This window comes from Dermacoccus sp. GAS27A (assembly GCF_044909235.1).
Lineage (GTDB): Bacteria > Actinomycetota > Actinomycetes > Actinomycetales > Dermatophilaceae > Dermacoccus > Dermacoccus nishinomiyaensis.
Genome location: NZ_JBIYDW010000015.1, coordinates 35,235 through 47,811 on the forward strand (window position 1 = coordinate 35,235; position 12,577 = coordinate 47,811).

Sequence of the window (12,577 nt, forward strand, 5' to 3'; positions counted from 1 at the left end):
GTCGGGGGTTCGTGTCGCGACAGGGCTCACAACCAGCCGCGTCGGGCGGCCAGCACCCCGGCCTGAAACCGTGTCTGGGCGTTGAGGCGATCCATGACGCTGCGGACGCGCCGATCGAACGTGCGCTGGCTGACGCCGGCGCGACGCGCCACGGTGGCGTCGGGCACTCCTGCGGCGAGCAGCGTCAGGATGAGGCGCTCCTGGTCGCTCAACGCATCCGTCGTGGCAGCCTGCACACCGTCCGTGCGCTGGCGCGCGATGGACTGCGTCGACGCACGCGGATGGGTCGCGGCGAGGGGAGCGGCGAGGCGCAGCATGAGGTCGATCGTCGACGACACCGCCGCGACGAGTCCGGCGTCGTGCACGACGAGCCCCGCCACACCGCCACCGCTGACGGTCTCGATGACCGCCATCCCGTCGTCGTTGACGGCGGCGGTGAACGGAACGCCCGTCGCAAGGGTGACGCGGACGTTCGGCGTGGGTTGCAGCGAGGCGAAGTCGTCGGCGTCGAAGTCGGCGACCAGGCTCGAGTCGATGACGGTGTCGACCGTCACGAGACGTTGCGAGGCGCCGACGCGCCCGTCGCGTGAACCGGGCAGCGCGTCGAGGATGGGCGAGCGCGTCGCGATGGATCGCGTGCGCATGGCTCGCACCTCATGACGAGCGTTCGCGACGCACTGGGCGAACGCGAAAGCGACCTCGCGCTCGCCGTCGAGCGCGTCGGTGCCTTCGAACAGTCGGTTCGCGCCCGTGACCTTCGCGGCGTTGCGGTGGGCGGCGACGAGGCCCGGCAACGCGGCGCGGATACTCGTCGCGCGTGACTCGAGCTGCCCCGCGAGGGTGGGCAGCGCCTGCTCCGGAGGCGTGACCCGCCACCCCGACGAATCCCGCTCGACCATGGCACGCGCGGTGAGGATGCGCAGGGCGACGGCGGTAGCGTCAACGGCGAATCCGGCTGCGGCGAGATCGTCCTCGTCGCACGCGCCGTGCATGAGCAGGTGGAGGTAGAGCTCGGTCGGACGGTCCTCGCCGATGAGGTCGGCGAGCGCGTTCGTCGTCGCAGCGCCCTCGGGCATCATCGCGGCGAGGTCGGCGATCGCGTCGGCGGGCGTGCCGCCGCCGATCGTGCCGGGGGCGTCGGAAGGCGCGCCGAGAGCGCCGGCGGGTGTGCCGGGTGCCCCCGAAGGTACATCGGTGGATGACTCATGGGGCATGACGGCCGCCTGTCGACGAGGGAGGAAGAAGTGACGCTCTTGGCGAATGTTCGCCAATGACGCAATTCTGCCAAACCGTGAGCGAACGGGTGCCCGTGGTCGTGCCATAGTGGGTCGTGCCGGCCCGTCCGGTGCGCGAAGGAGCGTGTCACCACCTCCCCCCGATGGTTCGACCCACTTCGCGCCAGGTGCGCGCCGCCCCGGGAGTATTTCCTCCCCCTGGGTTCCCGGGGCCGCGTGCGCCGCCTCCTCGCCGGTAGGGTTGCAGCCATGAAGGCTTTGGTCGTCGGAACGGGCGCGCGCGAGCACGCCATCGTCAAGGGGCTTGCAGCGGATCCGCAGGTCGACGTCATCGTCGCCGCCCCCGGAAATCCAGGCATGGCCGGCGACGCCCAGGTGCGTGACGTCGACATCCTCGACGGTGACGCCGTCGCCGAACTCGCGCAGGAGATCGGGGCCGACCTCGTCGTCATCGGGCCCGAGGCGCCGCTCGTCGCCGGGGTGGCGGACGCGGTGCGCGCAGCCGGAATCGACACGTTCGGCCCGTCCGCCGAAGCCGCCCGACTCGAGGGGTCGAAAGCGTTCGCGAAGGACGTCATGGCGGCCGCCGGCGTCCCGACCGCCGGCGCGCACGCGTGCAGGAACATGACGCAGGTCGCCGCGGCCCTCGATGCGACCGGCGCCCCGTACGTCGTCAAGGACGACGGGCTCGCGGCCGGCAAGGGTGTCGTCGTGACGAACGACCGCCACGAGGCGCTCGCGCACGCCCGGGCCTGTCTCGACGCCGGGTCGAGCCTCGTCATCGAAGAATTTCTCGACGGCCCCGAGGTGTCGCTGTTCTGCATCAGCGACGGTGCGACGGTCGTTCCGCTCGAGCCGGCGCAGGATTTCAAGCGCGCCCATGATGACGATGCGGGCCCGAACACCGGTGGCATGGGCGCGTACTCGCCGCTCGACTGGGCGCCTGCGGGGCTCGTCGACGATGTCGTGAAGCGAGTCGCGCAGCCGACGATCGACGAGATGTCGCGCCGCGGCACGCCGTTCGCGGGTGTGCTGTACGTCGGGCTGGCGCTGACGTCGAAGGGCCCGAAGGTCGTCGAGTTCAACGCGCGCTTCGGCGACCCGGAGACGCAGGTCGTCCTCGCGCGTCTGCGGACGCCGCTCGGCGGTCTGCTGCGCGCTGCCGCACGGGGTGAGCTCGCTGACTTCGGGCCGCTCGAATGGAGCGATGACGCCGCCGTCACCGTCGTCGTCGCGAGCGAGGGTTACCCCGCAGAGCCGGTGACGGGTGCGCGCATCGACGGCCTCGACGAGCTGAACGGCGACGGCACCGCGGCGGGTGACGGTGCGTACGTCCTGCATGCGGGGACGAAGCTCGGCAGCGACGGCGGAATCGTCTCGTCCGGTGGGCGCGTGCTGTCGGTCGTCGGACGGGGGGCGGATCTCGCCGCCGCCCGTGAGATGGCGTACGCGGGCGTCGAGCGCATCACGTTGCCCGGCGGTCATCACCGCACCGACATCGCACTCAAGGCACTCAAGGGTGAGATCACCGTCGAAGGAGAGCAGGCATGAGCGAGACACTCGACCTTCCTGGGTACGCGCACGTCTACTCCGGCAAGGTGCGCGACCTGTACGCTCCGCTCGACGCGGACGGCAAGGCTCGCGACGACCAGGTGCTGCTCGTCGCGAGCGACCGCATCTCGGCGTTCGACTTCATCCTCTCGACACCGATCCCCGACAAGGGCAAGGTGCTGACGCAGCTGTCGCTGTGGTGGTTCGAGCAGATGGCAGACCTCGTGCCCAACCACGTCGTCTCGACGGACGTGCCCGACGCCGTCGCGGGCCGTGCGGTGCTCGTCGAACGGCTCGACATGGTGCCGCTCGAAGCCATCGCCCGCGCGTACCTGACGGGTGGCGGGCTCGCCGAGTACCGCGAGACGGGGGCGGTGTGTGGGGTGGCCCTGCCGGACGGCTTGGTCGATGCCTCGAAGCTCGAGACGCCGATCTTCACGCCGACGTCGAAGGCCGAGATCGGGGATCACGACGAGCCGATGACGTTCGACGAGGCCGTCGTGCTCGTCGGGCGGGAGCGCGCGGATGAGATCCGTGACCTCACCGTGCGAATCCTCGCGCGTGGCAACGAGATCGCCGCCGAGCGGGGCATCCTCATCGCCGACACGAAGGTCGAGTTCGGCGTGCGCGCCGAGGGCACGCTCGTGCTCGCCGACGAGCTGCTGACGCCCGACTCGTCGCGCTTCTGGCCGGCCGCGTCGTGGCAGCCGGGGCGCGCACAGGATTCTTACGACAAGCAGTTCGTGCGCGACTGGCTGACGTCCCCGGCCTCTGGTTGGGACAAGTCGTCGGGCGAGCAGCCGCCGGCACTGCCGGATGACATCGTCGCCGCCACGCGCGCCAAGTACATCGAGGCCTACGAAGCACTGACGGGGCGCACGTTCGCGTGACGGGTCGCAGGGCGGCGGGCGAGCCAGAGGTTCAGCGACCGGCCCAGGGCATCAGTATCGGTGTCGATCTGGCTGCCGCCCCGGTCAACACCGCTGCGGTGGAGTTGGCTTGGGAGGGGGACCGCGCGACGATCGTCGACGTCTGGGGCGAGGGTCGTGAGCGCGTCGAAGACGCGATGCTCATCAGCCTGTTCGATCGCAGTGACGCCAAGATCGGCGTCGACTGCCCGTTCGGCTGGCCTCAGGAGTTCGTCGAACTCGTGGGTGATCAGGGTAGTGGGGAACCGGGAGGGTCCGAGGTGCGGGAAGCGTCCTTCGAGACGCCGGACGAACGCCAGCGCTTGGTCTATCGGGCGACGGATCTCGACGTCATCGAGGTGACGAAGCGCCACGGCTCGAGCGCTGATCCGGCGCGGCCGGCCGTCAGGCCGCTCAGTGTCTCGTCCGATCGCATCGCCCACGTGTGCGCACCGTGACGCGGCCCGTCAAGAGGGCTGGATCCACCTGCCGCTGCGCACGACGTGAGCGGGAATGGGGCGTTGTCGGTGGCGCCGCCTAGACTCAGGGTGCTGGACACACCGCCTCTCACAGGGAGAACCCATGGGCCACGTCGTCGTCGACGTCATGCTGAAGTCCGAGATCCTCGACCCGCAGGGTCAGGCCGTCGCCGGTGCGCTGCCGCGCCTCGGTTTCGAGCAGTTCACCGACGTGCGTCAGGGCAAGCGTTTCGTCCTCACCGTCGACGGTGATGTGACGGACGCGCACCTCGCCGCGGCGCGTGAGGCGGCCGACAAGCTGCTGAGCAACCCCGTGATCGAGGACGTCGTCAGCGTGCACGACCTGAAGGACGAGCAGTGAAGATCGGCGTCATCACCTTCCCCGGTTCGCTCGACGATCACGACGCGAAGCGCGCCGTCCGCCTCGCTGGGGGAGACCCCGTCGACCTGTGGCACGGTGACGCCGACCTCAAGGGCGTCGACGCCGTCGTCGTGCCGGGCGGTTTCAGCTACGGCGACTACCTGCGCTGCGGCGCCATCGCGCGGTTCGCGCCTGTCATGGACGAGCTGATCCCTGCGGCGCAGGGCGGCATGCCCGTGCTCGGCATCTGCAACGGCTTCCAGATCCTGTGCGAATCGCATCTGTTGCCCGGCGCGCTCATTCGCAACGACCACCAGAAGTTCCTGTGCAAGGACCAGGTGCTGCGTGTCGAGAACGCCTCCACCGCGTGGACGAACGCTTTCACGGCCGATCAGGAGATCACCATCGCGCTGAAGAACGGGGAGGGCTGCTTCGTCGCCGATGACGCGACGCTCGACCGCCTCGAGGGCGAGGGCCAGGTCGTCTTCCGCTACCTGCAGGGCAACCCGAACGGCTCGTACCGCGACATCGCCGGCGTCACGAACGAACGCGGCAACGTCGTCGGCCTCATGCCGCACCCCGAGCACTGCGTCGAGGAGGGCTTCGGCCCCTCGACCGACGGGCTCGCCTTCTTCACGTCCGCCATCACGGCGCTCGCGAGCGTCTGAGGAGACAGCACTGATGACTGAGATGAACACGAGCCCGGAGCCGGGCCAGCTCGCCGCTGCCGAAGAGGGCTTCAGCGCCGACAGCCAGATCATCGCCGCGCCGAAGACGGACGGCCTCGACACGGTGAGCAAGGCCGAGGCGACGCCCGACGTCGAGCAGCCGTGGGCCGAACTCGGCCTCAAGGACGACGAGTACGCACGCATCCGCGAGATCCTCGGGCGTCGCCCGACGAGCGCCGAACTCGCGATGTACTCCGTCATGTGGAGCGAGCACTGCTCGTACAAGTCGTCGAAGACGCACCTGCGCCGCTTCGGCGACCTGCCGAGCGAGACGCCGCGCGGCAAGCAGCTCGCCGGCATCGGCGAGAACGCCGGCGTCATCGACATCGGTCAGGGCTGGGCCGTCACCTTCAAGGTCGAGAGCCACAACCACCCGAGCTACATCGAGCCCTACCAGGGCGCCGCGACCGGCGTCGGCGGCATCGTCCGCGACATCATGGCGATGGGTGCTCGCCCGATCGCCGTCATGGATCCGCTGCGCTTCGGCGCGCTCGACCACCCCGACACCGCGCGTGTCCTGCCCGGCGTCGTCGCCGGCATCGGCGGCTACGGCAACTGCCTCGGCCTGCCGAACATCGGTGGCGAGGTCGTGTTCGACGACTGCTACCAGGGCAACCCGCTCGTCAACGCGCTGTGCGTCGGCAAGTTGCGCCACGAGGATCTGCACCTCGCCAAGGCCGCAGGCCAGGGCAACAAGGTCGTGCTGTTCGGCGCCAAGACGGGTGGCGACGGCATCGGCGGTGTCTCCGTGCTCGCCTCCGAGACGTTCGACTCCGAAGGGCCGACGAAGCGACCGGCCGTCCAGGTTGGCGACCCCTTCGCCGAGAAGGTCCTCATCGAGTGCTGCCTCGACCTGTACGCCGCGGGCGTCGTCGAGGGCATCCAGGATCTCGGGGGCGCCGGATTGTCCTGCGCGACATCCGAACTCGCCTCCGCCGGTGACGGCGGCATGCACATCGAACTCGACCGCGTGCCGCTGCGCGACAGCTCGCTGCGGGCCGAGGAGATCCTCATGTCCGAGTCGCAGGAGCGCATGATGGCCGTCGTCGCGCCAGACAAGCTCGACGCGTTCATGGCGATCGCCGAGAAGTGGGACGTCGAGGCCGTCGTCCTCGGCGAGGTCACCGACGGTGAGAACCTCGTCATCACCTGGCATGGCGACGTCGTCGTCGACGTGCCGCCGCGCTCCGTCGCGCACGACGGGCCGGTCTACGAGCGCCCGCTCGCGCGACCCGAGTACCTCGACGCGATGCAGGACGACGTGTCGTCGCTGCTGCGCCGACCGGCGTCGGGCCACGAGCTGCGCGCGCAGCTGCTGCAGGTGCTGGGTTCGCCGAACATCGCCGACAAGTCGTGGATCACCGACCAGTACGACCGCTACGTCATGGGCAACACGGCGCTCGCCATGCCTGACGACGCCGGCGTCGTGCGCGTCGACGAGGGCACCGGGCTCGGCGTCGCGCTCTCGACGGACTGCAACGGCCGTTTCGCGAAGCTCGACCCGTTCATCGGCGCGCAGCACGCCGTCGCGGAGGCGTACCGCAACGTCGCGGCCGCCGGCGCGACGCCGCTCGCCGTCTCCGACTGCCTCAACTTCGGCTCGCCCGAGGACGCGGGCGTCATGTGGCAGTTCAGCCAGGCCGTCGACGGCATCATCGAGGCGTGCCGCGCGTTCGGCACTCCCGTGACGGGCGGCAACGTGTCGTTCTACAACCAGACGGGTGACGTCGCGATCCACCCGACGCCCGTCGTCGCCGTCCTCGGCGTGCTCGACGACGTCAGCAAGCGCACGCCGTCGGCGTGGAAGGATGCGGGCCTCGCGCTCTACGTGCTCGGCGAGACGCGGGACGAGCTCGACGGCTCCGAATGGGCCGGCGTCGTGCACAGCCACCTCGGGGGCCTGCCGCCGATGGTGCACCTCGAGAACGAGAAGGCGCTCGCGTCGGTGCTCATCGACGGTGCCCGTGACGGCCTGCTCGCCGCGGCTCACGACCTGTCATCCGGCGGTCTCGCGGTCGCGTTGGCTGAAGGCGTCATGCGTCATGGTGTCGGTGCGTCGGTGTCGTTCACCGACAACGCGTTCGTGTCGCTGTTCTCCGAGTCGGCCGGTCGCGCCCTCGTCGCGGTGGCACCGGAGCACGTCGAGGCGTTCGAGGCGCTCGCGTCGAAGGCCGGTGTAGCCGCAGCGAAGATCGGCGAGACGGGTGGCGGCGCGCTCGCCGTCGGCGACCTGTTCTCGATCCCGGTCGCCGAGCTCTCCGAGACGCACCAGGTGCCGCTGCGAAAGATCTTCGGCTGACGGCCTGCGCATCGCTGACGGTTGGTGCGCGCTCGTTCGAGAGGCCCATTCCTGGAACCAGGAATGGGCCTCTCGACGTGTTCACGAGGTGCGGTCCGGGCGTGTGCCCCATCTCGGCTCGGCTGCTCGGATTGGGGCTGAAACTCTGCCATGCCAGATTGCGGCTCTCAACCGGCGAGTCGGGGTCCGAAACTCGGCCATGCGGGATTGCGACCCTCACGGGTTGGGCGTGCGACGGCGGTGACGCGGCTGGCAGCGCGGGCACCAGAACAGGTTGCGGCCCGCGAACTCCTCGAGTGCCACGGGCGTGCCGCAGACGAGGCACGGCTGCCCCGCGCGTCGATAGACGTAGACCTCGCCGCCGTGCTTGTCGACGCGCGGATCACGCCCCATGGTCTCGGGCGAGTGTTCGTCGCGGACGGTGTCGATGCGGCCGTCGCGTACCCCGAGCGGCATGAGCGCGACGAGGTCCGCCCAGATCGCGTCGAACTCGGTGCGGCGCAAGAACTTCCCCGGCATCTTCGGGTCGAGGCCGTGGCGGAAGAGCACCTCGGCTCGGTAGATGTTGCCGACGCCGTTGAACACCTTCTGGTCCATGAGCAGCGCAGCGATCGGCGTCGACGTGCGGCGGATCCGCACCCACGCGACATCAGGGTCGGCGTCCACGCGCAACGGGTCGGGCCCGAGCTTGCCGACGATCGCCGCCACCTCGTCCGGCGTCTTGAGCGCGCAGACGTTGGGTCCACTCAGATCCATGACCACACTGCCGCGCGCATCACCGTCGTCGGACGATGCTCCGAGACGCCACCGGATGGCGCCGGTGATCGGCGCCTCGACGGGCTCGACACCGTACGTCCAGAAGAACTTTCCGAGCAGACCGAGGTGGATGTTGACGCGCTCGTCGAGCCCTTCGAACGCGACGAGCATGTGCTTGCCGTAGGCCTCGGCGTGATCGAAGGCACGGCCGTCGATGCGCGCGGAGCTTTCGGCGAATCGGCCCCGGGGAGAGGAAGATTTGATGATTCGCCCAGCGAAGTTGTCGTTCATCATCCCCGCGATGCGGTGCGTGACGTGGCCCTCGGGCATCGTTCTCCTTCGTCGTGGCGGTGCAGCCGATCGTGTCACGCTCGCAGCGTCAGCGCACTCGCCACGCACCGAGCTGCGGCGGGACGGGGGAGCGTGCCGCGTCGTTGTCGGTGAAAGGGGCGGCCGCCCGCAACATCCGTGCCAGCTCGGCGCCGCGCCGGACGCCCGTCGGCAGGGGCGCACGAGCGGCGGCGCGGGTGACGGCGTCGAGGTCGAGGGCGCTGGAGTCGGCCGACGCGGCCAGCACGACGTTGCCGAAGCGCTTGCCCTTGAGCACCTCGTGCGCCCCGACGATGACGGCGTGTGGCAGCACGGCGGTGAACGTCGCGGCGGCGCGTGAGGTCCACGCGAACCCTGGCTCGTCGGCGAGATTGGCGATGAACACGCCACCCGGCTTGAGCACACGCGCGACGTCGGCCGCGAACGTCGGGCTGACGAGCTCGGCCGGCACGCGTCCGTCGGCGAATGCGTCGAGGACGATGACGTCGGCCGAGTCGTCCTTGAGAGCTACGACGCCCGAGGCGCCGTCAGCCGGCCGTACCCGGATGCGATGCGCGCGGGGCAGCGGCAGTTCGCGACGGACGGCGTCGGTGAGGCGGACGTCGGGCTCGAGGACGATCTGCGGCGAACCGGGGCGGGTCGCCTCGACGTAGCGTGCCAGCGTCAGCCCTGCGCCGCCGACGTGCGTGACGCCGAGCAGGGACGGCGCGGGCGGCGTCAGCGCGTCGAGCACGAGCGCGAAGTGCTGGACGTACTCGAACTCCAGCAGCGTCGGATCGTCCGGGTGGACGTGCGACTGTGGGTGCCCGTCGCGCATGACGGTGACGCCGCCGCGCTCGTCGGTGATGAACTCGAAGGGGTCGCCGGCGGCGGTCTCAGGGGCAGTCGTGGGGATGCGTCGGCGAGCCATGCGACCAATGTAGGCGGTGCGAATGTGGACGAAGATCGCCGATGGGGACAGGAATCGCGAAGGTGGACAGGAATCGCCGATGTGTCGGTGGTTCGCCGATGGGAACGAGAATCGCGGAAGGAGAAGGCGCCCCTAGGATGGGGCGCATGCCACCTCGTCGCCGCATCGCGCCAGAAGCGGGTCGCGCCGCCGTCCTCGACTGGGCCGCGAACCCCGCTGACACGGCACGACCCACCACCGCCCTCGCCGTGCGCTACACGCTCGAAGAGCTCGGTATCCAGGTGCCCGGCCGCACCGTCGAGGTGCGCGTGCCGCCGTTCGGCGCCGTCCAGTGCATCGAGGGCCCGGTCCACACGCGCGGCACGCCCCCGAACGTCATCGAGACCGACGCCGTCACCTGGCTCGAACTCGCCACCGGCCGCCTGACGTGGGACGCCGCCCGCGCCGAGGGGCGCCTGCGCACGTCGGGGCAGCGCGCCGACGTCTCGGCCCAACTGCCGCTCGTCCCAGCCTGACGGGACTCGCAACGGTGCCGGGCCGGCCAGCAGCGCCGGCCGCGGCCCCGCCCCGCCCGCGAGGCAAACGGAGCCTGGAGGATGGCGGGTAACTCACAGGTCGGCGGGCAGTTACCTGCCGACGTGTGAGCTACTCGCCATCGAGAGCGTGTGCGGACGCGCGCAGGGTGCCGAAGGGCTCGGTCAGGCGGCCGAGGACGGCGATGGCCGCCCACCTTCGAGGTGAGCGGCCATCTTCAGGAGCTGAGTCGATCAGCGCTGGGCGGGGTCCCAGTGGCGGAACATCGCGGCCTTGGCGGCGTCCACGCTTGTGAACCACACCTCGGCCTCGGTCTGCTCGTAGCTCGGGCTGTCGGGCGTGTGGAACAGCATCGTGTCCGCGTTGCCCTTGATCGTGTACGCCGGCGACGGCGCCGAACCGTCCTCGTTGGGTTCGGCCGAGCCAGGACCGAACGGACCGTCAGCCACCTCGGCAGCCGAGACCTCAGCCGCCGTGGGAGCAGCCTGCAACGGCGAACCGGCGCCCTGCGGCGACTGCCCCGACTCGCTCGATGAAGCCGTGTCGTGAGCCAGCTCGTCGGACGTGAAGTCCTGCAGTGGCTGAGCGGCGTCGTCGGTGCGTCCGTCGGCCTCGACCGCCGTCTGCGAGGCGCTCGCGGCATCCTCGGACGCCGACGGCTGTGCCACCGTCGTCGTGGCTGCGTTCGACGCAGCGCCGGTCGTCGACGTGGACGGGTCGGCGACGGGCTCGCTCACACCGACACCGGCCGACTCCGCAGGCGCTGCGGCCGCGTCGGTCGTCGCCGGAGCGAACTGGTCAAGCTGGTCCAGCGGCAGCGGCTCGGTGCCCCAGTCGTCGCCGCCCGAGGGCTTCGGCGCAGCAGGGGTCGTGGCGGGTGCCGACATGGTGGCGTCCGGCGCTCCCGAGCCCGCGTGCTTGGACTGCGTCTGCGTCGCGGTCGAGTCGGCTTCCGCGGAACGGTTCGACGCGTCGGTCGCCGTGTCGTCCGACGAGCGGCCCGATGCCATCGCGGCAGCGGCGGCCGCCCCTCCCGCGACACCGGCCGCAACCGCAGCACCGGACGTGCCGTGGTCGGTGGTGTCAGCGGCCTGTTCAGACGGGCGTGTGGCGGCGTCAGTCGTCGTGTCGTTCGTGCTCGTCGACGCGGCCTGAGTCGACGTCGAGTCCGCCGCCGGGGTGGATGCTGCTTCGGCAGCGGCCTTCTCGCCGTCAGCTTCGGGAGCAGCCGGGGTGCTCGGGGTCGAGTCAGCAGCGGTGGACGCGGCCGCAGGGGCAGCCTTCTCGTCCGTCGCTGCGGGCGCTGCCGGGGCGAGCGAGTCGAGCTGGTCGAGCGGCAGCGGCTCCGTTCCCCAGTCATCGCCACCCGACGACGCCGGTGCGGGTGTCGGGGCCGCGGCAGGTTGGCTCGTCGCCGTGTCCTGGGCCGGCGCGGGGGTCTCGGCCTGGGCCGGATCGCTTGCCGGGGCAGCTGCCTGCGGCTGCGCAGCGGTGGCGGGAGCGGAGTCGTCGAGAGCCGGGGGAGCAGCGTCCCAGTCGTCGCCACCGGAGGCGGCGGGTGCGGCTTGCGGTGCCTGGGTGGCTTCGGGTGTCTGCTGCGGCTGGGCGGCCGGAGCCGAGTCGTCGAGTGCGGGCGGCGGGGCGTCCCAGTCGTCTCCGCCGGAGGTCGCAGGCGTGGCCTGCGGTGTCTGGACGGCTTCCGGGGTCTGCTGCGGTGCGGCAGCCGCCGCGTCATCGAGAACCGGGGGAGCAGCGTCCCAGTCGTCACCACCGGACGCGGCAGGCGCAGCGGCGGCAGGGGCGGAGTCGTCCAGAGCGGGGGCGGGGGCGTCCCAGTCGTCGCCGCCAGATGCGGCGGGCGCGGCGGGCGCAGCCTGAGCCGGCGCGGCCGGGGCAGCGGTCGCGTCGAGAGCCGGAGCGGGGGCGTCCCAGTCGTCACCACTCGATGCGGCGGGCGCGGCGGGTGTCTCAGGAGCAGGAGCCGGGGCGGCATCCCAGTCGTCGGCCGCTGCCGACGCAGCGCCACCGGCAGACGCCGCAGCACCGGCCGCGGCAGCCTTCTGGCCGTTGGACGGCGCGTTCTTCGGCGCGGGAGCCTCCGCCTTCGCGGGCGCGTCCTGGGCGGCCGGCTGCTGCTTGGCCGTCTCGTTCTTCGGTGCGCCGGTCTTCACCTCGTCGGCCGTCTTCGCGGCACCCTTCGCAGGCTTCTCCTCGAGTTCGGAGGTGGCCGCGGCCTTCGCGTCAGGCGTCTCGACGCTCTCGTCGACGGAGTCGTCACGGCCGATCTTGTTCTTGCCGTTCACTCCGTGGACGCCGACCGAACCCGGGCGCTTCGGCGCGCCCTTCTTCGGGTCGCGCATGAGCAGGTAGGCGATCAGAGCCAACAGCAGGATGACGTTTTCGAGGATGAACCACTTCACGGTCGCGTCCCATCAGTCGTACGAGCACACATTTCTGTGGCCACCCTACCGCCGAGTCACTTGCGC

11 protein-coding genes are annotated in these 12,577 nt (G+C 70.8%); 7 read left to right on the top strand and 4 right to left on the bottom strand.

Annotated elements, in window-relative coordinates; all coding sequences use genetic code 11:
- Positions 1 to 26: 26 nt before the first annotated feature.
- Positions 27 to 1,214: a LuxR C-terminal-related transcriptional regulator gene (locus ABH936_RS13580; RefSeq protein ID WP_404603518.1), complete on the bottom strand. Its 1,188-nt coding sequence runs from the start codon at positions 1,212 to 1,214 to the stop codon at positions 27 to 29.
- Between the two features lie 270 nt (positions 1,215 to 1,484).
- On the opposite strand from ABH936_RS13580, the gene purD reads away from it, so the two are divergent.
- From purD to purL, 6 genes are all read left to right on the top strand, one after another.
- Complete coding sequence (purD, locus tag ABH936_RS13585; protein WP_404603519.1) at positions 1,485 to 2,786, top strand: phosphoribosylamine--glycine ligase; 1,302 nt, start codon at positions 1,485 to 1,487, stop codon at positions 2,784 to 2,786.
- Complete coding sequence (locus tag ABH936_RS13590) at positions 2,783 to 3,676, top strand: phosphoribosylaminoimidazolesuccinocarboxamide synthase (protein ID WP_404603520.1); 894 nt, start codon at positions 2,783 to 2,785, stop codon at positions 3,674 to 3,676. Before purD ends, ABH936_RS13590 begins: the two co-directional genes overlap by 4 nt.
- On the top strand, positions 3,673 to 4,152 hold the full coding sequence (locus ABH936_RS13595; RefSeq protein WP_404603521.1) for a DUF429 domain-containing protein: 480 nt from the start codon (positions 3,673 to 3,675) through the stop codon (positions 4,150 to 4,152). The genes ABH936_RS13590 and ABH936_RS13595 overlap by 4 nt, the downstream gene beginning before the upstream one ends.
- A gap of 124 nt (positions 4,153 to 4,276) precedes the next feature.
- A complete protein-coding gene (gene purS, locus ABH936_RS13600; RefSeq protein ID WP_006945329.1) occupies positions 4,277 to 4,534 on the top strand; it encodes a phosphoribosylformylglycinamidine synthase subunit PurS in 258 nt (85 codons plus the stop codon).
- Positions 4,531 to 5,202 (top strand): phosphoribosylformylglycinamidine synthase subunit PurQ, encoded by a 672-nt coding sequence (gene purQ / locus ABH936_RS13605; RefSeq protein WP_062258306.1) that lies wholly within the window; start codon positions 4,531 to 4,533, stop codon positions 5,200 to 5,202. The genes purS and purQ overlap by 4 nt, the downstream gene beginning before the upstream one ends.
- Before the next feature lie 13 nt (positions 5,203 to 5,215).
- Positions 5,216 to 7,561 (top strand): phosphoribosylformylglycinamidine synthase subunit PurL, encoded by a 2,346-nt coding sequence (purL, locus tag ABH936_RS13610; protein WP_241724996.1) that lies wholly within the window; start codon positions 5,216 to 5,218, stop codon positions 7,559 to 7,561.
- A 216-nt stretch (positions 7,562 to 7,777) separates the two neighbouring features.
- Here purL and ABH936_RS13615 read toward each other — a convergent pair whose 3' ends face one another.
- On the bottom strand, positions 7,778 to 8,647 hold the full coding sequence (locus ABH936_RS13615) for an Fpg/Nei family DNA glycosylase (RefSeq protein ID WP_404603522.1): 870 nt from the start codon (positions 8,645 to 8,647) through the stop codon (positions 7,778 to 7,780).
- A 49-nt stretch (positions 8,648 to 8,696) separates the two neighbouring features.
- Positions 8,697 to 9,557 carry a spermidine synthase gene (locus ABH936_RS13620; RefSeq protein WP_241724997.1) on the bottom strand — a complete coding sequence of 287 codons (861 nt, stop codon included), beginning with the start codon at positions 9,555 to 9,557 and terminating at the stop codon, positions 8,697 to 8,699.
- Positions 9,558 to 9,703: 146 nt separating this feature from the next.
- On the opposite strand from ABH936_RS13620, the gene ABH936_RS13625 reads away from it, so the two are divergent.
- Positions 9,704 to 10,072 carry a sterol carrier family protein gene (locus tag ABH936_RS13625; protein WP_115297148.1) on the top strand — a complete coding sequence of 123 codons (369 nt, stop codon included), beginning with the start codon at positions 9,704 to 9,706 and terminating at the stop codon, positions 10,070 to 10,072.
- A gap of 252 nt (positions 10,073 to 10,324) precedes the next feature.
- Here the strand turns inward: ABH936_RS13625 and ABH936_RS13630 are convergent, their stop codons facing one another.
- Positions 10,325 to 12,511: a hypothetical protein gene (locus tag ABH936_RS13630; protein WP_404603523.1), complete on the bottom strand. Its 2,187-nt coding sequence runs from the start codon at positions 12,509 to 12,511 to the stop codon at positions 10,325 to 10,327.
- Positions 12,512 to 12,577 lie beyond the last annotated feature (66 nt).

Excerpts from the sequence above, each read along its gene's own strand:
- ABH936_RS13580 (WP_404603518.1), bottom strand. The coding sequence starts at position 1,214 with ATGCCCCATGAGTCATCCACCGATGTACCTTCGGGGGCACCCGGCACA.
- purD (WP_404603519.1), top strand. The coding sequence starts at position 1,485 with ATGAAGGCTTTGGTCGTCGGAACGGGCGCGCGCGAGCACGCCATCGTC.
- ABH936_RS13590 (WP_404603520.1), top strand. The coding sequence starts at position 2,783 with ATGAGCGAGACACTCGACCTTCCTGGGTACGCGCACGTCTACTCCGGC.
- purS (WP_006945329.1), top strand. The coding sequence starts at position 4,277 with ATGGGCCACGTCGTCGTCGACGTCATGCTGAAGTCCGAGATCCTCGAC.
- purL (WP_241724996.1), top strand. The coding sequence starts at position 5,216 with ATGACTGAGATGAACACGAGCCCGGAGCCGGGCCAGCTCGCCGCTGCC.
- ABH936_RS13615 (WP_404603522.1), bottom strand. The coding sequence starts at position 8,647 with ATGCCCGAGGGCCACGTCACGCACCGCATCGCGGGGATGATGAACGAC.
- ABH936_RS13620 (WP_241724997.1), bottom strand. The coding sequence starts at position 9,557 with ATGGCTCGCCGACGCATCCCCACGACTGCCCCTGAGACCGCCGCCGGC.
- ABH936_RS13625 (WP_115297148.1), top strand. The coding sequence starts at position 9,704 with ATGCCACCTCGTCGCCGCATCGCGCCAGAAGCGGGTCGCGCCGCCGTC.